This window comes from Aurantimonas sp. A3-2-R12, from assembly GCF_036016755.1.
GTDB lineage: Bacteria > Pseudomonadota > Alphaproteobacteria > Rhizobiales > Rhizobiaceae > Aurantimonas > Aurantimonas coralicida_A.
Genome location: NZ_JAYXIH010000026.1, coordinates 1 through 19,650, shown reverse-complemented (window position 1 = coordinate 19,650; position 19,650 = coordinate 1). Strand labels below are relative to the sequence as shown.

General features: G+C 62.9%; 21 protein-coding genes and 3 tRNA genes. 14 read left to right on the top strand and 10 right to left on the bottom strand.

The genetic code is table 11. The annotated features are described in order from the left end of the window. Positions 1-44 precede the first annotated feature (44 nt). The 5 genes from VSX60_RS14195 to VSX60_RS14175 form a co-directional block, all read right to left on the bottom strand. Positions 45-1,574 (bottom strand): malonate--CoA ligase, encoded by a 1,530-nt coding sequence (locus VSX60_RS14195; RefSeq protein WP_327624876.1) that lies wholly within the window; start codon positions 1,572-1,574, stop codon positions 45-47. Then, positions 1,571-2,929: a malonyl-CoA decarboxylase gene (locus VSX60_RS14190; RefSeq protein ID WP_327624875.1), complete on the bottom strand. Its 1,359-nt coding sequence runs from the start codon at positions 2,927-2,929 to the stop codon at positions 1,571-1,573. Before VSX60_RS14190 ends, VSX60_RS14195 begins: the two co-directional genes overlap by 4 nt. Beyond that, a complete protein-coding gene (locus VSX60_RS14185; protein ID WP_327624874.1) occupies positions 2,926-4,254 on the bottom strand; it encodes a TRAP transporter large permease in 1,329 nt (442 codons plus the stop codon). The genes VSX60_RS14190 and VSX60_RS14185 overlap by 4 nt, the downstream gene beginning before the upstream one ends. After that, positions 4,251-4,796: a TRAP transporter small permease subunit gene (locus VSX60_RS14180; protein WP_327624873.1), complete on the bottom strand. Its 546-nt coding sequence runs from the start codon at positions 4,794-4,796 to the stop codon at positions 4,251-4,253. The genes VSX60_RS14185 and VSX60_RS14180 overlap by 4 nt, the downstream gene beginning before the upstream one ends. A gap of 77 nt (positions 4,797-4,873) precedes the next feature. Beyond that, positions 4,874-5,863, bottom strand: coding sequence for a TRAP transporter substrate-binding protein (locus VSX60_RS14175; protein WP_327624872.1), 990 nt, complete (start codon positions 5,861-5,863; stop codon positions 4,874-4,876). A gap of 93 nt (positions 5,864-5,956) precedes the next feature. Between VSX60_RS14175 and VSX60_RS14170 the strand changes: the two genes are divergently transcribed. After that, positions 5,957-6,691, top strand: coding sequence for a GntR family transcriptional regulator (locus tag VSX60_RS14170; protein WP_327624871.1), 735 nt, complete (start codon positions 5,957-5,959; stop codon positions 6,689-6,691). 159 nt (positions 6,692-6,850) lie between these two features. On the opposite strand, the gene VSX60_RS14165 is transcribed toward VSX60_RS14170, so the two are convergent. The 3 genes from VSX60_RS14165 to VSX60_RS14155 form a co-directional block, all read right to left on the bottom strand. Further along, on the bottom strand, positions 6,851-7,411 hold the full coding sequence (locus VSX60_RS14165) for a hypothetical protein (protein WP_327624870.1): 561 nt from the start codon (positions 7,409-7,411) through the stop codon (positions 6,851-6,853). Positions 7,412-7,633: 222 nt separating this feature from the next. Continuing rightward, positions 7,634-7,783 carry an ABC transporter gene (locus VSX60_RS14160; protein WP_327624869.1) on the bottom strand — a complete coding sequence of 50 codons (150 nt, stop codon included), beginning with the start codon at positions 7,781-7,783 and terminating at the stop codon, positions 7,634-7,636. Positions 7,784-8,162: 379 nt separating this feature from the next. Next, on the bottom strand, positions 8,163-8,684 hold the full coding sequence (locus tag VSX60_RS14155; RefSeq protein ID WP_327624867.1) for a hypothetical protein: 522 nt from the start codon (positions 8,682-8,684) through the stop codon (positions 8,163-8,165). 388 nt (positions 8,685-9,072) lie between these two features. Between VSX60_RS14155 and VSX60_RS14150 the strand changes: the two genes are divergently transcribed. The 9 genes from VSX60_RS14150 to VSX60_RS14110 all read left to right on the top strand — a co-directional run bounded on the left by VSX60_RS14150 (position 9,073) and on the right by VSX60_RS14110 (position 16,734). Further along, positions 9,073-9,420, top strand: coding sequence for a hypothetical protein (locus VSX60_RS14150; RefSeq protein ID WP_327624866.1), 348 nt, complete (start codon positions 9,073-9,075; stop codon positions 9,418-9,420). A 101-nt stretch (positions 9,421-9,521) separates the two neighbouring features. After that, on the top strand, positions 9,522-10,175 hold the full coding sequence (pncA, locus tag VSX60_RS14145) for a bifunctional nicotinamidase/pyrazinamidase (RefSeq protein WP_327624865.1): 654 nt from the start codon (positions 9,522-9,524) through the stop codon (positions 10,173-10,175). A gap of 99 nt (positions 10,176-10,274) precedes the next feature. Beyond that, positions 10,275-10,973, top strand: a complete 699-nt coding sequence (locus VSX60_RS14140; RefSeq protein WP_327624864.1) for a ribonuclease activity regulator RraA — start codon at positions 10,275-10,277, stop codon at positions 10,971-10,973. 112 nt (positions 10,974-11,085) lie between these two features. Beyond that, positions 11,086-11,493, top strand: a complete 408-nt coding sequence (gene msrB / locus VSX60_RS14135) for a peptide-methionine (R)-S-oxide reductase MsrB (RefSeq protein ID WP_327624863.1) — start codon at positions 11,086-11,088, stop codon at positions 11,491-11,493. A 284-nt stretch (positions 11,494-11,777) separates the two neighbouring features. After that, entirely contained in the window at positions 11,778-12,752 is a 975-nt protein-coding gene (locus VSX60_RS14130) for a hypothetical protein (protein ID WP_327624862.1), read from the top strand. Between the two features lie 301 nt (positions 12,753-13,053). After that, positions 13,054-14,196: a hypothetical protein gene (locus VSX60_RS14125; protein ID WP_327624861.1), complete on the top strand. Its 1,143-nt coding sequence runs from the start codon at positions 13,054-13,056 to the stop codon at positions 14,194-14,196. Positions 14,197-14,275: 79 nt separating this feature from the next. Continuing rightward, the gene (locus VSX60_RS14120; protein WP_327624860.1) at positions 14,276-14,860 is read left to right on the top strand and encodes a nitroreductase family protein; all 585 of its coding nucleotides are present in this window, start codon (positions 14,276-14,278) and stop codon (positions 14,858-14,860) included. Between the two features lie 2 nt (positions 14,861-14,862). Next, the gene (locus VSX60_RS14115) at positions 14,863-15,483 is read left to right on the top strand and encodes a flavin reductase family protein (protein WP_327624917.1); all 621 of its coding nucleotides are present in this window, start codon (positions 14,863-14,865) and stop codon (positions 15,481-15,483) included. Between the two features lie 111 nt (positions 15,484-15,594). Beyond that, positions 15,595-16,734: a DUF2336 domain-containing protein gene (locus tag VSX60_RS14110; RefSeq protein ID WP_327624859.1), complete on the top strand. Its 1,140-nt coding sequence runs from the start codon at positions 15,595-15,597 to the stop codon at positions 16,732-16,734. 215 nt (positions 16,735-16,949) lie between these two features. On the opposite strand, the gene VSX60_RS14105 is transcribed toward VSX60_RS14110, so the two are convergent. Next, on the bottom strand, positions 16,950-17,723 hold the full coding sequence (locus tag VSX60_RS14105; RefSeq protein ID WP_327624858.1) for an NAD kinase: 774 nt from the start codon (positions 17,721-17,723) through the stop codon (positions 16,950-16,952). 162 nt (positions 17,724-17,885) lie between these two features. On the opposite strand from VSX60_RS14105, the gene VSX60_RS14100 reads away from it, so the two are divergent. After that, a tRNA-Thr gene (locus VSX60_RS14100) sits at positions 17,886-17,960 on the top strand. 122 nt (positions 17,961-18,082) lie between these two features. Here the strand turns inward: VSX60_RS14100 and rlmB are convergent. Further along, positions 18,083-18,931: a 23S rRNA (guanosine(2251)-2'-O)-methyltransferase RlmB gene (gene rlmB, locus VSX60_RS14095; RefSeq protein ID WP_327624857.1), complete on the bottom strand. Its 849-nt coding sequence runs from the start codon at positions 18,929-18,931 to the stop codon at positions 18,083-18,085. Between the two features lie 234 nt (positions 18,932-19,165). On the opposite strand from rlmB, the gene VSX60_RS14090 reads away from it, so the two are divergent. From VSX60_RS14090 to VSX60_RS14080, 3 genes are all read left to right on the top strand, one after another. Beyond that, a tRNA-Tyr gene (locus VSX60_RS14090) sits at positions 19,166-19,250 on the top strand. 22 nt (positions 19,251-19,272) lie between these two features. Then, positions 19,273-19,346: transfer RNA gene (locus tag VSX60_RS14085), tRNA-Gly, on the top strand. A gap of 58 nt (positions 19,347-19,404) precedes the next feature. Continuing rightward, positions 19,405-19,650 (top strand): GTP-binding protein (locus VSX60_RS14080; RefSeq protein ID WP_327624856.1); only part of this gene is annotated, 246 nt, incomplete at its 3' end.

The window sequence follows — 19,650 nt, the reverse complement described above, 5'->3', positions numbered from 1 at the left end:
GCTTGCGGCGCGCTCGTCTACTGCATGGCGACCTCTCGTCCGGTTCAGGCGTTGGACAACAGATCGGCAAAACGGTCGCGCAGGACGTTCTTCTGGACCTTGCCCATGGTGTTGCGTGGCAATTCGTCGACGAAGACGATCCGCTTCGGTTGTTTGAACCGGGCGAGCCGCTCCTTCAGCGCCCCGGTCAATTCCTCTTCCTTCAGGCCCGACGCGCCGACGACGACGCCAACGACGCCCTCACCAAAATCTGGGTGCGGCACCCCGATCACCGCGCTCTCAACGACGCCCGGCAGTTCGTCCAGCGCAAGCTCGACCTCCTTGGGATAGATGTTGAAGCCGCCCGAGATCACCAAATCCTTGCCGCGTCCGACGATGGTCACGTAGCCGTCTGCGTCGATCATGCCGAGGTCGCCGGTAATGAAGAACCCGTCGTCGCGAAATTCCGCCGCGGTCTTCTCCGGCATCTGCCAATAGCCGGAAAAGACGTTCGGCCCCTTGACCTCGATCACGCCGATCTCGCCCTTGGGGAGTACCTCGCCGGTCTCGGCATCGACGATTCTCAAGGTGACGCCGGGCAGGGGGAAGCCAACAGTGCCGGCCCGGCGGTCGCCGTCATGCGGGTTCGAGGTCGACATATTGGTCTCGGTCATGCCGTAGCGCTCGAGAATGCGCAGGCCGGTGCGCTCCTCAAAGGCCTTGTGGGTCTCGGCGAGTAGCGGCGCCGAGCCCGACATGAACAGCCGCATATGGGCCGTGGCCTCGCGGGTCAGACGCTTATCGGCGAGAAGCCGCGTGTAGAAGGTGGGAACGCCCATCATCGCCGTCGCGTCCGGCAGGAAGCGGAACGCCTCCTCGACGTCGAATTTCGGTAGGAAGATCATCGCCCCGCCGGCGATCATGGCGGTGTTCGACGCGACGAACAGCCCGTGGGTGTGGAAGATCGGCAGCGCGTGGAGGAGTACGTCCTTGTCGGTGAATCGCCAATAGTCGCGTAGCACCTCGGCATTCGACAGGAGATTGTCCTGGGTGAGCATGGCGCCCTTGGAACGCCCGGTGGTCCCCGAGGTGTAAAGGATCGCCGCCAGATCGCCGGCATCCCGAGCGACCGTCTCAAATGTTGTCGGTGCCGCCAGCGCCTTGTCGCTGAGGCTGCCGGCGCTTTTGTCCGGCGCGGTCCAAACGCCGAGCGTTTCGATCGCCGCGCCGGCCTTTTCGGCGACGGGGACGAGCGTGTCACGCCTGGCCGGATCGCAAACGAAAACCCGCGGACCCGCGTCGGTGAGGAAATATTCCACCTCGGTCGGCGTGTAGGCGGTGTTGAGCGGCAGGAATACGCCGCCGGCCCGCACCGTCGCGAGATAGAGCATCAAGGCTTCTATGGATTTATCGACCTGAACCGCCACCCGGTCGCCGGGCTTGACGCCCAGATCGACGAGGGCATTGGCGAAGCGCGCCGAAACCGCCTCGACGTCCTGGTAGCTGTAGCTCCGCCCGTCCGGGAGTATGGCGAAACGGCGCGCCGGATCGCGCTGTCCGGCTGCGAGGAGTCCGTCGAAGAGCGGATTGGTCATGCTACGTCCTTCATCGAATGGCTGCCGGCCCGTCCCGGCAGGAGCGCGGTGACGGCCCGGCTGGCCGCGATCTCGCCGTCCGCCGCGTAGGCTTCGTGACGCTGCTCGATGCGCGGCAGATCATAGAGGTAGTTCACCATCAGCCCATGCGCCTGCGCCAAGCCACTCGTGGAGGTGTCGCCCAGGTGCATGATGCGGTTGAGAACGGCGCCGTTGCCGAGATGGAACCGCGCGACCGGATCGATCGGCCGGTCGTCGCCGCGCTTGGCGCGCAGGTAATAGCGGGCGGCGAGCGAGAGCAGGCCGGGTCGGGCCGCCTCGGCCTTGGTCGGATCCGCTGACCACCCGGCTTCGCCGATGATCGCCAGCGTGCGCTTCTCGTTGGCTTCCAGCCCTTCAGCCGCCTCCGCCGACAGCCCGGCGATCCAGGATGCGAAGCCCGGCGCAGGGGACAGCGTGACGAAGGCTTTCAGGCTCGGGACCGTCTCCTTGAGGTCCTCGGCCACCTGCTTGATCAGGAACGAGCCGAAGGACACGCCCGCCAGCCCCGTGTGACAGTTGGATATCGAGTAGAAGACAGCTGTCTGCGCCGCTTCCGGGGGCAGAACGGTCCGGTCCGGGTCGAGCACCGATGCGATACTGGCTGGAACTTCGTCGGTCAGGGCGACCTCGACGAAGATCAGCGGGTCGTCCGGAATTGAGGGATGGAAAAAGCCGAAGCAGCGTCGGTCGACCGGGGCAAGGCGCTGGCGCAATTCATCCCAATTACCGATGGCGTGGACGGCTTCGTAGCGAATGATCTTTTCCAGCACGCTGGCCGGCGTGTCCCAGTCGATCGGCTTCAGCATCAGGAAACCGCGGTTGAACCATGACTGGAAGAGATGGCGAAGATCGGCGTCGACGGCCCCGAGCCGCTCTCGGTCGCACTTCAAAAATGGCAACAGCCGCTCGCGGAGCTTGACCAACTCGGCCGTTCCGCCTGGCGCGAGATTCAGCCGGCGAAACAATTCCTGGCGGGGCGGTTCCGCGAGCCGTTGAAGGGCGACAAGCGTATCGGAACCTGGGCTTTCGGCATAGGCGTTTGCCGCGGCGCGTAAGGCTTCAGCGTCGGGCATGAACTCTTCGGCGAGCATGTGGAAGAAGCGTTTGGCTGCCTTGTCATCGAGCGCACGGAAACCCTTGAGGATGTCGGCCGCGAGGCGCACCCCGGTCGCCTCGCCACGTGATGAGACGAGCTTATGGCAAAGCGCGGCGAGCTCCGGCAGGCTGATCGCCTTGCCGCCATCCTCGCCATGGAACCAGGAGCGCGCGCCGATCGAGCCGAGCAGATCGGACAGGAGGGAAACCCGGCTCACAATTCCGGTCCCATGATCAGGTCCGGCAAGAACAGGGCGATCTGCGGGAAGAACGACAGCGTGATGATGCCGAGGATCATGCAGATCACATAGGGCAGGGAGCCCCGCAGGATCTGTCCGAGCGTGATGTCGGGCGCGATGCCGTTGATGACATAGAGATTCAGGCCGACCGGCGGTGTGATCAATCCGATCTCCATATTGATGGTCAGGATTACGGCGAACCAATAGGGATCGAATCCCGCGCCGATGATGATCGGCAGGAGGATCGGTGCGGTCATCAAAATGACGCCGACCGGCGGCAGGAAAAAGCCGGCAAAAAGCAGAAAGACGTTGATCACGCCCATGAGCGCCCAGCGATTGATGTCCAGTTCCGCAATGTACTGGGCGATGGACTGGGTGATGAACAGCGACGAGAGTGCGAAGGCGAACAACTCGGACGCGCCGATGATCAGCATGATCATCACGCTCTCCTTCAGCGTGTCGCGGAAGATCACGCGCATCTGCGAGAACTTCCAGGTCTTCGAGAAGATGCCGTAGATCACAGCGACAAGGACGAGGCAGAACAGCGCGCCGACGCCGGCGGCCTCGGACGGGGTGGCGACACCGCCATAGAGCACGAACAGTACCGCGACGATGATCGCCAGGAACGGCAGTACTCGCGGTAGCGCCTCGAATCGCTCGCGCATCGAAAAGCTCTGGGTGAGTTCGGACAGGCCGAGCCCCTGGCGCTTGCAGGCGATGATCGTCCAGATCATGAAATAGACGGTCAGCATGAAACCCGGTAGCAGCCCGGCGAGGAACAGCCGCCCGATCGAGGTCTCGGTCGCGATGCCGTAGACGATCATCGTCACGGATGGCGGGATCAGGATGCCGAGCGTGCCGCCGGCAGCGATCGACCCGGCGGCGATCTCGGCCGGATAACCGCGTTGGCGCATCTCCGGAATGCCCATCTTGCCGATAGCGGCGCAGGTTGCGGGCGACGAGCCGGACAGCGCGGCGAAGATCGAGCAGGCGCCCAGATTCGACAGGACTAGCCCGCCGGGCACGCGATTGAGCCAGCGGTCGAGCGCCTCGTAGAGATCCTTGCCGGCCGGTGAGGAGGCAACGGCCGCGCCCATCAGGATGAACATCGGAATCGACACGAGGCTGAACGACGACAGCGCGCCGAAGAATTGTTCGCCGAGGGTCTCGAGGAAGAAGGCCCCGTAGACCGAAAAAAGGGCTCCCATCGAGACCAGCCCGAGCGCGAAGGCGATGGGCGTGCCGATCGCGAGCAATCCGAGCAGGGCGACAAGCATCGACAGGCCGGCGATCATGGGGCTCATGACCGGGCTCCCTTCGCGGTGTCGGAAAACAGCGTGTTGTCAGGTGTGCCAAGCTCGGCGTCGGGCTCTACGAATAACCGCATGATTTCAGCCACATATTGCAAGGCAAGCATGACCGTGCCGACTGGCATCGGCAGCAGCGGCATCCAGAGTGGAACGGCCCAGACCGTCTCACTGGTCCAGCTGTTCGACCAGGCTTCTTCATAGTGAACCCAGCCGGCGTAGGCGAGCAGCACCACGAAAATGAGCGAAAAGAGCGCCGCGAGAACCTGCATGCCGAGCCGGAGCCTCGGCCCGGCCGCGAGCTGCAGGATATCGACATTGACGTGACCGCGTTGGATCAGAACCCACGGGGCTCCGAGAAAGGTCGCGGCGACGATGGCGTAAGTCGTAAATTCAGTTTGCCAGACCGTCGAATGGCCGAGCACGTATCGCACAAACACCATCTCGCTGACGGATAGAACCGCCGCTAGCAGGCATAGCGCGGCAATGACGCCGAGAACGCGCGAGATCGCCGAAACGATCGCGATGATGAGTCGCATGCGCGCTCCCTCGCTGAAATTATTGAAGGTAAGAGGGCGGGCTCGGGTTCTCCGGCCCGCCCTGGATGGTGTCGGCCTTACTGGACCGCGAGCGCGTCGTCGATCAGCTTCTGGCCGTTCGGAACCTTCTCGGCGAAGTTTTTATACGAGGTCTCCTTGGCGATCTTGAGCCAGGCGTCGTAGTTCTCCTTCGACATTTCGGTGACCTCGACGCCGGCCTTTTTGTAGACCTCGATCAGTTCGCCATCGAGTTTCTTGGCTTCGCCCGCAAAATAGTCTTCTGCCTTCTGGCCAGCCGCGAGCAAGGCTTTCTGCTGCTCCTCATTGAGGCGGTCGAAGGAGCGCTTCGACATCAAAATCGGCTCATACATGAACCAGAGCGCGTTTTCGCCCGGCGCGGTCAGGCACTTGGCGACTTCATAGATGCGGTAGGAAACCAGTGAGCCAGACGAGGTGTTGGCTCCGTCAAGCACATTCTGCTGAATGCCGGTGTAGATTTCGGACGATGGCATCGAGGCGATAGAGGCACCCGCGCCCACCAGCATTTCCTCGAAGGCGGGACCGGCAGCTCGCAATGTCTGGCCCTTGGCGCTTTCCGGCGTGGTGATGCAGTTCTTGGAAGACACGAAGCCGCCTGCCAGCCAGGCGTCGGACAGCACCATCGCGCCGGCTTCGTCGATCGACTTCTTGATCTCATCCATGAAGGGCGAATCGTTCAGCCGCGTCGCCCGCTCGTGACTGCCGACGAGGCCGGGCATCAGAGTGGCGGAGAACTCCGGATGGCGTCCCGAAGCATAGTCGAGGGGGAAGGCGGTTATGTCGACCTGGCCCTTGGTCACCGCGCCCCACTGGTCCTTCGCCTTGAACAGCGATTCGCCAGGAAAAACCTGCATGGCAAGACCGACATTGGCCGCCGCGATCTCCTTGCCGATCATTTGCACCATTTCGTCCCGCACGTCGCCCTTGCCGCCCGGCCACTGGTGCGAGGCTTTCAGCGTGACGTCCTGGGCTAGCGCGGTGCCGGTCAGGGCGAGGCCGCAGACGGCCGACATCAAGATCGATTTCATGGAATCCTCCCGTTGAGTGATCACGCCTCCCAGCGCATTCCTTTAAAACACATTCTATTGCATGCCATGTCAACCGTATTGTATACGATTTAGATGGACGCACAGAACCGCTTTGCCGCATCCGATGACATGGCCACCGTAGCGCGGCCCTCCAGCGAAGGTCGGGGCCCGCTGGTGCGTCCCAAGGCCGGCGAAATTCGCGATGTTCTGGAACAGGAGATCGTCACGGGAGCCTGGGGCGCCGGTGATCGTCTGGACGAATCGGCGTTGGCCGCGCGGTTCGGCGTCTCCCGTACTCCTATACGGGAGGCGATCAACCAACTCGCATCGGCAGCGCTGATCGAACAGATCCCGAATCGGGGCGCCTTCGTGCGCCAAGTCGGCCTCGCCCAGCTTGTCGAGATGTTCGAGGTGATGGCCGAACTGGAGGGAATGGCAGGACGTCTTGCGGCGCGCCGGGCGGATGCCAAGGCGTTGCAGAGCTTGAACCAGGCCCATGCAGCCTGCGCCGCGGCGGCGCGCTCGCGCGATTCCGATGCCTATTATTACGAGAACGAACGCTTTCACCACTTGATCTACGAAGCGTGCGGCAATGCGTTTCTCATTGCCGAGGCGAAACGCCTGCACCAGCGCTTGAAGGCGTATCGGCGCCTGCAGCTGCGTGTGGCCCAACGGACACCCCAGTCGCTCGCCGAGCATGAGCGGATCGTCGCGGCCATCGGCGCGGGTGATGGCGAGGCGGCTGAACGGGAGTTGCGAGCCCATGTCACGGTGCAGGGTGAGCGCTTCGCCGACCTGGTAGCGAGCCTGGATCGTCCGGGGCCGTAGCGGTCCCGAATCAGTCTCGGCGGAAACGCTCGTGGTCACTGTCGTCGACCGCCGATCTTCGAGTCTCTAACGGCACGAGTCCGGCACAAAAAAACCCGGCGTGGAAGCCGGGTTTTTCGTCACGTTCACCGGACCGGCGCTCCGCCGACGATGTTTGAATCAGGTGTTCGCCCGCTTCAGAGCGTTGATGTAGTTCTTGGGGAAGAGCAGCGGATTGACGGTCTCCAAGCCCAAATATTCGGCAATTTCATTGGTGTAGGCGCTGCAATTGTAGAGCACGGCATGCCAAACTGGACGGTTCGCCTTGAGATAACGGATCTTGGCTACGAGGCCGCGGTATTCGGCCTCTGTCAGATCGATTCGGTAATACGCCGTCATATAGGCGTTCTCGCTGTCGCCGTCGCTCGGTCCGGTTTCGGATGGAACGGGCAGGACATGGCCGATCGTATAGGGAATGTTGCTGGTCGAGGCCGGAGCCAAGCCGGTGATCTCGGTCATGCTCGGAATCAGCACGCCATTCGAATCGATCGGCACACGGCCATTCTGGTCGAGCTTGCCGAACACCGCGAAGGTGTGGCCGTAGCTCTGCGCCGAACGAGCGCGGAATTCAACGAAATAAGGCTTGGCTCGCCGGGCAACGTCGCTGTCCTCGACCGCAGGCGTATAAGCCGCGGGAGTGACGAGAGAGGATGCCGACGTCAGGGGTGCCCCGGACGTCATAGTGTTTGGTCCCGTCGAGGAACAGCCTGCGGCAGTTAGGCCAAGCAGGGCGATGACGGCGAATTTTAGAAAAGATGAAGCCATGGTCGGCCTTTCGAGATTGGAAACTCACGCGTCCGCAGGTCGACTATACGATCGCCGCCGTCCCCACGCGCGACACATCCTCGGCCCTGAAGGCGCTTGGGGAAAGCGCTATTCAACGCTTCCCCCAAGAGACAAGGATTAACCCTTGGTGACGTAGGTCTGCTCTTCGACGACGATCGGAGCCGCGATCGGCGCCTTGCCCTTACCCTTGCCGATGCCTTTGCCCATGCAACCGGCGAAGGTTGCGAGAGCGAAGACCGCGACCGATGCGATGACGATTTTCTTCATGATAACTACCTATCAGTCTCTGACGGTTTATGCCGCAGTTTAAGTTCCCGACGCTAGTGCGGCCGGTGCGTGGGCAACCTGTTGTTTTTAGGCGATAGGAGCAAGTGCGGAAAAGACACAGCTGCCCTTGAACCTTTAGTCCGCTGTGACCGTAAAGTTAACAGTCACTTGCGTGTTCGACGTCATTACTGACCATTTCCCCGAAATTCCCGACATTCCTGCGGAATTGGGTCTCTCAGGGAAGCGGTCTGGCCCCTATGGCTATATGGCCTCAACCTTCGTTAAATCCTGCAACGGAACGCGAGAATCGCGGGGGCCCGAGCCCGGGGAGGCCAAAGAAGGTCCCCACAGAGGGCGTGTCCAAGCCCGTCGACTTGTCTCATAGGGTGGCGTCAGCTGTTATGGGGCCGTTGATGACGGCCTTTGCCTCGCGAACCGCATGAATGTTCTGCTGGATGATCCGTGGTTGCTCTTCAGCCATAACACCGGCGCCGTCGGCACCTGTCGAGGCGGTGATCTCGTCCTGGAGGCGCTGCCGTGTCGTCTCGCAATTGGCGTAGGCGAGGTAGGCAGCGGCGGTTTCGTCCTGCGACTCCACCGATGCCTTGACGCTTTCGTCGTAGTTGCAGAACGCGTCGGCTCGCAGAGCCTGGTCGAGTGTTTCCGACACCGGTCCGTATGCCTGTTCGACGGTGGCCTTTCGGGTCCCGTAATCGGTCAAATAGGTCTTTCGGAGTGCCAGTCTGCATTGGGCATAGACCAATTCGCCCGGCTGAATCAGAAGGCTGCGGCAATGCGCATCGTCCTCGGGCGCGGTCAATCGCAGCACGTCGAGTTCGTCTCCTCCGCTCACGCACGCCGAAAGCGTGAAGAGTATCGCGACGGTTGCGGGAAGGCGCATGATCGGTAACTTTCGCTCAGTGGACCGCATCGCGGAACTCATCGTCGACTGTCGCGGTCTTGTAGGCAGCCATGGCACAGCCATTGGCCCTTGTCGAAACGGCCGCTGCCTGAGCTTTTTCGGGGCTAGGAATCCCGCCAAAGCCCTGTGAGGAGCAGAATTCCGGCTAAGGTGTGGCGAGATGGCGATTTTGTGTCGAGTCTGCCTGTCTCTTGCGATCTCTGGGGGCTGAACGGTGGATCATCTGAGCGGGTGAGCCCGAATACGCCTTGAGCGCCAGACATCCTCCGCCCCCGCAAATTATCATGGCTGCCATGCCATTGTGCGCCGCAGCAATCAGACATAGCTTTCGATCCGGGAGGTCTGAAAATTTCGAAGGACCAGGATTATGAAGACCATCTTAGTTGCCGCCGCCCTCACGGTGGCCGGCCTCGGCGCTGCGCACGGTGCCGAGTTGAAGCCGCTGGCCGCCCAGAGCATCGCGCTCGGTGACGTCACCGGCGCCGCCTACTACACGGTAGAAGGCGATGATTTCCGGGTCGTCACGACGCTCCAGGCGGGCGAGACCGGAAGCGCCCTGCGTTTCGTCTCGATGCTCTCCGACGGAGAGAGCCTGACCATTCAGGTTCCTTCAAGCCTTGGAAACCCGAACACCGAGCTGCTCATCGAGCGGACGGGCGACGCGGTGCGTGTGGCGCCGGTGGCGGATCTGCGCGCCTCGCTCTCGCTACGCTGACAAAGACATGACAAGGCGCTGGGGTCCATCCAATGGCGGGCCTCAGCGCTGATCGTCGTGAGGCGCTTTGCGGCGTCGCGAAATGATGCCATCTTTTGCCGATGACAATAATAGAGATTGCTCCCGCCGACGCGTTGATCGTCGTCGACATTCAGAACGACTTTTGCCCCGGCGGGGCGCTTGCGGCGCCGGATGGAGACGCCGTTGTGCCGCTGGTCAATCGTCTGGCCCGGCATTTCGGTGTCGTGGTCCTGACCCAGGACTGGCATACGCCCGGACATGTGTCTTTCGCCTCCACCCATAGCCGCGAACCGTTCGAGACGATCGGCCTCGCCTATGGTCCCCAGGTTCTTTGGCCCGACCACTGCGTCATGGGCACAAGTGGCGCGGCGTTTCATCCGGGCCTCGATGTTCCCGGCGCACAGATGATCGTACGGAAGGGCTTTCATCCGGCCGTCGATAGCTATTCCGCCTTTGTCGAAGCCGATCATGCCACGAAGACCGGCCTGGCCGGCTATCTCGCCGAACGGGCTGTTGAGCGCATCTTCGTGGTCGGCCTCGCCACTGACTTCTGCGTCAATTGGACCGCTCTCGACGGGCGCGCGGCCGGATTCGATGTCACCGTGATCGAGGACGTCTGTCGGGGGATCGATCTCGACGGCTCGCTCGAGCGCGCCTGGCGCGACATGGCAACCGCCGGCGTGCGGCGCTGCGGCTCGCAAGAGCTTGCATTTGCCGCACCCCTCCAGGACTGATCCGCGTTCGGTAATAAGGTGCGGCGCCACCGCGCGCATTGACGCCGCTTCGGCCGGTGCTATCCCACATTCGCAATCGATTCATGGAGAGGCAGACACTTGAGCGACTCATCGACCATTGCGGCATTTCGGTCGGTTACGACCGCGACCATCACCACCATTCTTCTCAAACGTGGACTGCGCAATGTCTGGATGCGCGGGCCCGTGCCGCTGGTGCCTGGACAAGACAGGCTCGTCGGCCGCGCCTTCACCCTGCGCTTCGTGCCGGCGCGGGAAGACCTCGCGACACCGGAATCGTGGTCTTCCCCGACCTCGACCCGTGCCGCCATCGAAGCCATGCCCGACGGCTGTATCGCGGTCGTCGATGCGATGGGAGTGACCGATGCGGGAATCTTCGGTGACATTCTGTGCGCCCGCATGGCCAAACGCGGCGTTACGGCCCTCGTCACCGACGGGGTGGTGCGTGACGTCGCCGGTGTGATGGGGACGGGATTGCCGGTCTGGTGCGCCGGCGTGGCGGCGCCGCCTTCCGTTGCCGGGCTCACCTTCGTCGGCTGGCAGGAACCGATCGGCTGCGGGGGGGTCGCAATCTTTCCGGACGATCTGATCGTCGTCGACGACGACGGGGCAGTCGTCATTCCGGCCGCGATCGTCGAGGAGGTGAAGGATGCCTGCCTCGAACAGGAGCGACTGGAAGCCTGGCTCATGTCCGAAGTGGACAAGGGAGTTCCGCTGCCGGGTCTTTATCCGCCCGATGCCGAGACGCGCGCGCGCTACGAGAAAAGCCGGGGCCGCTGACCCTCGATCTTGTTTGGGCCGAATCGCCGCGCCCCGACGCGCGGTCGTGCTCGTCGGCGCGGTTTCTGATTACTGAACCGAATCGATGGCCCGTTGCCGAAAGGAGCTGAAAATGGATACCAAGACCTATCCCGTGAAACGAACCGACGCCGAGTGGCGTGAAATGCTGACGTCAGAGCAATACGCGGTGATGCGCGGGCACGGCACCGAGAGGCCGGGAAGTTGTGCGCTGCTCGACGAGAAGCGGGCAGGGACCTTTACCTGCGCCGGATGCGGGCAGCCGCTGTTCGTCGCCGGTCGGAAATTTGAGAGTGGTACCGGCTGGCCGAGTTTCGATACGCCGGTGGACGGCGCCGTAGGTATCACTGAAGACCGCAGCCACGGCATGGTGCGGACCGAATGTCATTGCAGCCGCTGCGGTAGCCATCTCGGCCATGTGTTTCCCGACGGTCCGCCACCGAGCGGTTTGCGCTACTGCATAAACGGCGTCGCAATGGATTTCGAGCAGGCGGGGGAGTAGGCGCGCCATCTCGGCACCGTCCATGTCTATGACTGTATAAATATTCACGGAGCGGAGGAGAACGGACTGCAAAGCCGGTCCCTCCATGACCGGGGCGCGGAGAGTTACAAAAGCTGACCTAACAGTGGCTTGGTGCCAAGAATGAATAATCGGCATCACATTACGACATGCCGTATTCCGCAGTACGTATCTCCGCTTGACGAAGAGAATGCTGTGTCCGGGGTTTACTAAGCCGCCTGACAGATGGATATTTTCCGGTGCGGTGAAAACTTTGGGGAAAGTCGATGGCAAAAAGCGCAAAACTCTCGAAAGTCAAAGGGACCAATTTGGATGATGTGTTCCAGATTGGGGACCCGGATTTCAGCTACGACGGTAAGAAGGGCATCGACATCGCGATCTTCGAAAGTTCGTTCGAGGATTTCGATTTCGCGCGCAAGGGGACCGGCAACGACAAGGTCACCGTGACCGATTCCACCGGCGGGATTTACGAGTTCAAGAAGGTCGAAACGATCCTCTTTAACAACGGCACCGCCGATCTTGACGATGACGTTTATTATAATACCGCCACGGGTGCGACCACGCGCGTCGACACGCAGATCGACGCATCGGCACAGGACGGTGGCAAGATGTTCGTTGGTAGTGGCAACTCGGTCAACGATTTCGTTGTGACGCAAAGCGAAAGCGCCGGAGTCGAACTGGCGCTTGCCGTCAAGTATCGACAGGGACCAAGCCAGGATCCGGTATCGGTAGATGCCGACGGAACGGTCCATTTCCAGGTGGAAGATGGAGCGCAGTCCACCACGAACGGCTCGTCGTCAAACAACGCGAACCGGGCGGCGTGGAGCTTCGACTACTCGATCGCCACCGGGCTCGATGGGGCGACGACAGATCTGTCCGACTTCACTTTCAAGCTACTGATCGATGTCGATCCGACAGCCGGCACCGAGTTTCGTGAGCTGACGATGGTTGACCCGGGAGTGGCGGTCCCCAACGACACCGGCTTTATCTGGGTCGATCAGGACGGAATCCCGCGTATCGGCGACGACGGCGGCAACGCCAATGTGGCCCAGAACTCGGAAAATTACGCATTCGGGTTTATCGAGGATTTCATCGACGCGGATCCGAACACGCCAGGTCAGCAACCCTACGCTCCGGGTTTCGGCCCAGCCGAGTTCGACATCCGGCTTGAAGCCTATGACGGCGGGCACAATTTGATTGCCGCGAACCAGATTGCGGTCGAGGTGATCGATTTCGTCTGACGCCGCTGCGCCAGTAAACCATAGCGCCGTGCCCTGACGATGATCGCGTCGGGGCACGGTTGGTGTTCGCGCCGCCGTCTCGCCGTCTGAGCCGATTCACCACGTCGTCCTGGCGATCCGCGCTGTATTTCAGCGAGGCCGTGGAAGCGTGCGCCCGGTCGCGACCTTCCCGACGCCAGAGCGAACATTTTCCATGCTATGTGTTCGGTTTACGCCCGATCGCAGACCGGGCGCCTTGAATTCGTCCATGATCTGCGATCAAGAACCCTGTGAAGGGGTGGCATCGTGAGGGGTCGCAGCATTGTTCGTTGACGCACGTCTTTTGGCGATCCTCGGTGCCATGCTGCTGGCGGGCGCCCCGGTGGCGGCGCAGGACATCCCGATACCTTCGCTGCTCGACCGGAGCGTTCGCGGGCTCTTCAACGGGGACGAATCGCGCGAGCCCGGCGGGTACGTCTCGCCCTCGGCGACGGAACTGCTCCCGGACTCGCGCGATGTCGGCGCCGCGCCACAAGGATCGCTGCGCCGCTTCGAGCCGATCGCCCTGCCATCGTCCTTGGGGCGGCCGAACGCGCCCGCGATCACGCTTCCCGGACTGCCGGCCTATGCTCCGCAGAACATGCCGAGCAAGGACGTGATCACCCCGCGCGCGCCACTGATTCTCGAGGCGCGGCTGACCGAGGATAGCGAGGCAATACCGAACGGCCTCGTCTGGCGGCTGTTTTCGGCGATCCCGGCGATCGACGGTAGACCGACGCTCATCGCCTCCTCGCAGAGCAGCGTTGCGAATTTCGAAGTGCCGGCCGGCTCCTACATCCTGCATGTCGGCTTCGGCCGGGCCGGCGTCGTCAAGCGGATCGAGTTTTCCGGCGTCAGGACGCGGGAAACCGTCGTGCTCGGGGCGGGTGGGCTCAAGCTCGAGGCGATTGCCGCCGATGGATCGGCGATCGATCCGACGAAGCTGAAATTCGACGTCTACACCGATGCCGAGGACGATTCCGATCGCGATCTCGTCGCCAGCGACGTTCCGCCGGACAAGGTGCTGCGGCTGAACGCCGATACCTACCATGTAGTCTCCAGCTACGGCTCGGTGAACGCATCGGTTCGTGCCGACATCAGAGTGGAATCCGGCAAACTCACCGAGGCCAGACTGCAGCACCGGGCGGCGTTGCTGACGATGAAGCTGGTGCGCGAACCAGGCGGTGAGGCGATCGCCGACACCGCCTGGTCGATCACCACCGCCTCTGGCGACGTGGTGCGCGAGAGCGTCGGCGCCTTCCCGTCGATGGTGCTTGCGGCGGGCGATTACGTGATCGTGGCCAAGAACCGCGACAAGGTCTATCAGCGACAGTTCGAAGTCCGGGCCGGCGAGAACACCGACGTGGAGGTTCTGACCTCGGACGTGGCGGCGGTCGTCTCCGATGGCGTCGGTTCGGGCGATTGACGTTCGCCATAACCCGCGGTCCACGAATCGTCCCGAGTCCCGCGACCGTTTCGCCTGACCGTTAGCGAAAGATACCCTCTTGACCGATCCGTTCACGCTCTTGTCCACCCGTCGATCCGTGCCGATCCCTATGCTGGCCGCACCCGCGCCCGAGGGAGCGGAGCTCGAAGCGATACTATCGGCCGCCATTCGTGTGCCCGACCATGGCAAGCTCGCGCCCTGGCGCTTCATCCTTTATCGCGGCGAATCGGCCGAGCGGATCGGTGCTGCGCTCGCCGCGCTGATCGAACGACGTGAGGACGAGCCGTTGTCCGAGACGCGGCGGCGGGTCGAAGCCACCCGCTTCAGCCGCAGTCCGTTAGTGATCGCCGTCGTTTCGACCGCGAAAGAGCATGTGAAGATACCGGTCTGGGAGCAGATCCTGTCCGGCGGCGCGGCGGCGATGAATCTCGCCAACGCTGTTCACGCCAAGGGTTACGCGGCGAATTGGGTAACGGAATGGGTCGCCTATGACGACGAGGCCAAGGCCATCCTCGGCATTCAGGCGGAGGAGAAGGTCGTCGGGTTCATCCATGTGGGCACGCCGCAGGAACCGCCTAAGGAGCGTCCGCGCCCGGCATTGGCCGATGTCGTCAGCGAAGCGCGCGCGCCGGGTCAGGGGTGATGCTGTTCTACACGACCGACCGGAACGATCATGGCCTGCCTCACGACCCGTTCAAGGCGATCGTCGCGCCGCGGCCGATCGGCTGGATCTCGACGCGGGCCAAGGATGGCTCGGTCAATCTCGCGCCCTACAGCTTCTTCAACGCGATCAGCGATCGGCCGAAGCTCGTCATGTTTTCCTCGGTCGGCATGAAGGATTCCGCCAGTTTCGCGATCGAAACCGGCGAGTTCGTCGCCAATCTCGCGACGCGCCAGCTCGCCGCGCAGATGAACCGGACGTCCGCGGTTGCCGAGCGCGGAACCAGCGAGTTTGGTTTTTCGGGCTTGACCGAGGCCCCGTCCAGGCTGGTTTCCGCACCCCGTGTCGCCGAGAGTCCGGCGGCGCTGGAGTGCCGGGTGACCCATTCGTTTCGACCGACCGGACTGAACGGCGAAGCGTCGGAGAACGTCGTCGTGATCGGTCAGGTGGTCGGGATTCATATCGACGAGGCGATTCTTAGGGACGGCATGATCGACATGGCCCTTGCGGCGCCGCTCTCCCGGCTCGGCTATCTTGACTATGCGGTGACCGACCAGGTTTTCCAGATGGCGCGGCCCCGAACCCCCGATGGCGCCGACGTTTAGAGGGCCCTGCGGACAGCCTGTACCGGGACGAATCGTTATGGTGAACGAAACCTAAACCTTTGCTGGCCAGTATCGACCGTGAAGTCGGTAGCGGTAGAGGTCGCGTTTCCCATGATCGTCCAGCGGTTCGTCAAATGGTGCGAGACGGCCAATAGCGCCCAGCGCGCGGAGGGCGCGACAATTCTCGCGCGCGCCTTCGTCGAGGGCCGCATCACGGCCGAGGAGCAGTCCGGGGCCCAGGCGGCCTTGACCCTGATGCTCGACGATCCGTCGCCGAAAGTTCGTCTGGCGCTCGCCGAGGGGCTTGCCGATGACAGCCGGGTTCCCCGGACGGTGCTCCTCAGCCTCTGCGAGGACAATCCGGCGATCGCCTGCGTCGTCGCCAGCCGTTCCCCGGCGCTTCGTGACGACGAGCTGATCGACCTGGCGGCAAGCGGGTCCGCCGAATTGCGCACTGCGATCGCCACCCGGCGCGTGGTATCGACGCGCGTCGCGGCCGCGATCGCCGAGGTCGCGGAACCGGGCTGCTGCATATCGTTGCTCGAAAACCGAGGCGCCGCGATCGCTGGTGTGAGTTTCCGGCGAATTGCCGAACGGCATGGCGCCAACGCGTCGGTGCGCGGAGCGCTGCTCGATCGTCGTGAACTGCCTGCCACTGTGCGCCAGACGATGATCCTGCGCACGGGCCAGGCGCTCGCAGCGCTGCCGATGTTATGCAATCTGGTCGGCGCGGATCGGGCCGAGCGACTGGCTTCCGACGCCTGTGAACGGGCGACGGCGATGCTCGCCGAAACCGTTCCGGAGGTCGAAATTCCCGCCTTGGTCGAACATTTGCGGGCCAGCGGTCAGCTCAATGTCGCCTTCCTCCTGCGCACGGTCTGCGCCGGCAATATTGACCTGTTCGCCGCCGCGCTGGTGCGGTTGTCGTCGATGTCGGAACTGCGGGTCCGCTCGATCCTCGCCGAGGGGCGCGACGGCGCATTTCGGACCATGGTCATTACATGCGGGCTTCCGTCCGTCGCCGCGCCGCTGTTCCTGATCGCCGTGGGGGTCTGGCGCGAGATCGCATCCGGCAAACGGATCGCCGCCGCAGAGGACGTGCCGCAGCTGATCATGCAGCGGCTCGTTGCCACCTCGGGTGACCGATCGCGGACCGCGGGCTTTGAGGCCATGATGCGGTTTCTGCATCGGCTGGCCGGCGAGACCGAACGGGACGCGGCACGGCAGCAGGCCAGGAAGCTGGCCGCCTGAACGGGTTCGACAGAACTGTGCCAGTCGAATCGAAGCGGAATCCGGCTCGATCATTCAACCGAAAACGTTGATTCCCGACGTCGGGTCTCTGGTCTCGTTCAAAGACACCGAGGGCAATGTTTTCGCGATTCTGGAGTCTGTCCCGAGCAATCCCGGTCGCAGCCTTATCTGCCGGCCGCTTCCGGGCTGGGGAGGGGGCTTTCGGGCCGCGCTCCCTAATAGCGAAATTGCTCGGCGAGAATCCGTTCGTCCCACGAATGATCGTGATCGAACAGAATGAGACCGGTATCGTTGAGCGATTCGCAAATCGTGATCCGGTGGACCGACTTTACTTCGGTGGCGTCGGCGACGGCATTCACGGGACGTTTTTCGGGCTCAAGGACGACGATCTCGACCGTCTGGTGATTGGGCAACAGCGCTCCGCGCCAACGACGTGGGCGGAACGGGCTCACCGGCGTCAAGGCCAGCAACGGCGCGTCGACCGGGATGATCGGGCCTTGCGCCGACAGATTATAAGCCGTCGATCCGATCGGGGTCGCCACCATCACGCCATCGCAGACGAGTTCGTCCAGCCGGACCTTGCCGTCGATCGAAATTTGCAGCCGGGCAGCTTGGTAGGACTGTCGGAAAATAGCCACCTCGTTGATCGCCAACGCCTTGTGGACGGTGCCGGCGGCGTCGACGGCGGTCATGGCGAGCGGATGGATGGCATTTTCGATCGCCGCCGCCAGACGTTCTCTCAGGCCGTCCTCCCGATAATCGTTCATCAGGAAGCCGATCGTGCCCTTGTTCATGCCGTAGATCGGTATGCCGCTGCCCATGAAGCGGTGCAGCGTTTGAAGCATGAAGCCGTCGCCCCCGAGCGCGACCACCACCTCGGCATTTTCCTCGCGATCATTGCCGTAGAGCGCGGAAAGCCGGTGGGCGGCCTCCTGGGCGGCCGGGCTTTCGCTGGCAACGAAGGTGATGGATTGGACTGGGCGTGACATCGGTCGGCGCGAGGCTCGGCTTTTCAAGGATGCGGATCGGCGCCGCAGTGTCGAGGTTTGAGACCTAGCGCGGCGGGCGGCTGAGGCCAAGCGCCGCCGTGGCTTTCCGCGGGTCAAAAACCCGCTGCATAGGGCTGACAAATATGCTATGGGCCGCGCCGGGCCGGATTAGCTCAGCGGTAGAGCAGCGGTTTTGTAAACCGAAGGTCGGGGGTTCAATCCCCTCATCCGGCACCATTCTTCCGATCGTCAGACCCTGTCCGACCCAGAAACATGGGCAACCAGCATCCCTGCGACATCGGTGACAACCGCGTTCCGAATCGCCCGCGAACTGCGCGGATTCGCGCGCTCGGAAGCCGTCAGCCGAGGTGACGCCGTGTCGCGTAGAGCGCAATGGCGGCGGCATTGGAAACGTTGAGCGAGCGAATCGCGCCGCTCATTTCCAGCCGCGCCAACACATCGACCGTCGCCCTGGTCTTCTGGCGAAGTCCCTTGCCCTCGGCACCGAGGACGATGGCGATCTTGTCACCCGACAGCGCCGCCTCGAAATTTTCCGGCCCCTCCGAATCGAGGCCGACGGTGCGAAAGCCGCGTTTCGACAGATCCATCAGCGCTTCGGCAAGATTGACGACTTCGATCTGCGGAACGTGCTCCAACGCTCCCGAGGCAGCCTTGGCGAGAACGCCGCCTTCCTGGGGCGAATGGCGGGCGGTCGTGACCAACGCATCGGCGCTGAAGGCCGTCGCCGAGCGCAGAATCGCGCCGACATTGTGCGGGTCGGTCACCTGGTCCAGCACGAGGATGAGGCGGGCCTCGCCGAGATCGGCCAGCCGACCGGCCGGCAACGGATCGGCCTCCAACATCACGCCCTGATGAACGGCGTCGCTTCCGAGCTCGGAATCAAGCTGCCTTGGCTCGACGAGCTCGACCGGGCAGGGGAGCTGATCCTCGGCCATGTCGAGCCGAGCCAACGCATTGCGCGTTGCCAGCAAGCGATGGAGCTTGCGCCGCGGGTTGCGGAGGGCCGCGGCGACCGTGTGCAGTCCGTAGAGCCGGACGCGACCCGCCGGGTCCGGGCGACCGGGTTGGACCCGCTTGTCCGGGCGAGCCGGCAACTCGCCATCGCCGCGCTTGCGGTCGCGATGGGCGCGCCGCAGATTGGCGTAATGAGAATCCTTGGGTGTGTGGGTCGTGGGCTCGTCGCTCATCGCTGCTGCTTATCGTAGCTGGCGTCAGGGCTCAATGCGCGCGGATCGTCGCAAGAGCGGATACGGCGAAACACGATGCGTAGGCCGGACCCCGCCGATCGTCGATGCAACGGCCACGCGCCGTTGACAGATCGCTCCGCGCCTTTCATAAGGCCGCTCGGAACCGCGGGGGTTGGCGAATGCGCCGCCGCGATCCATGTACGGCCAAGCGCTTGCGCGTGTCGGCGGCAGTTCGGAGGGGTGTCCGAGTGGTTAAAGGAGACGGACTGTAAATCCGTTCGCTATGCGTACGCTGGTTCGAATCCAGCCCCCTCCACCACTGCCGACCGTTTGCTAGAAGTGCGGGTATAGCTCAATGGTAGAGCAGCAGCCTTCCAAGCTGAATATGCGGGTTCGATTCCCGCTACCCGCTCCAAAATCCCCGCCTCCCTCTTCAAAATCATAGTCCGGCCCGCGGGTCCGACGTTTCCCGCATGTCCCTGAAATCGATCGTGTGTCGCCAGGCGTTGCGTCGGCTGGTTTGGCCCGTCGCGGCTCAGACGCTTGTCATTGCCGGCTGCACTCGCTATGTGGCGCCGGAAAATAACCGCCTGCGAAGTTGGGAGTCGGCGATGGCCAAGAGCAAATTCGAGCGCAACAAGCCGCATGTGAACATCGGGACGATTGGTCACGTTGATCACGGCAAGACGTCGTTGACGGCGGCGATCACGAAGTATTTC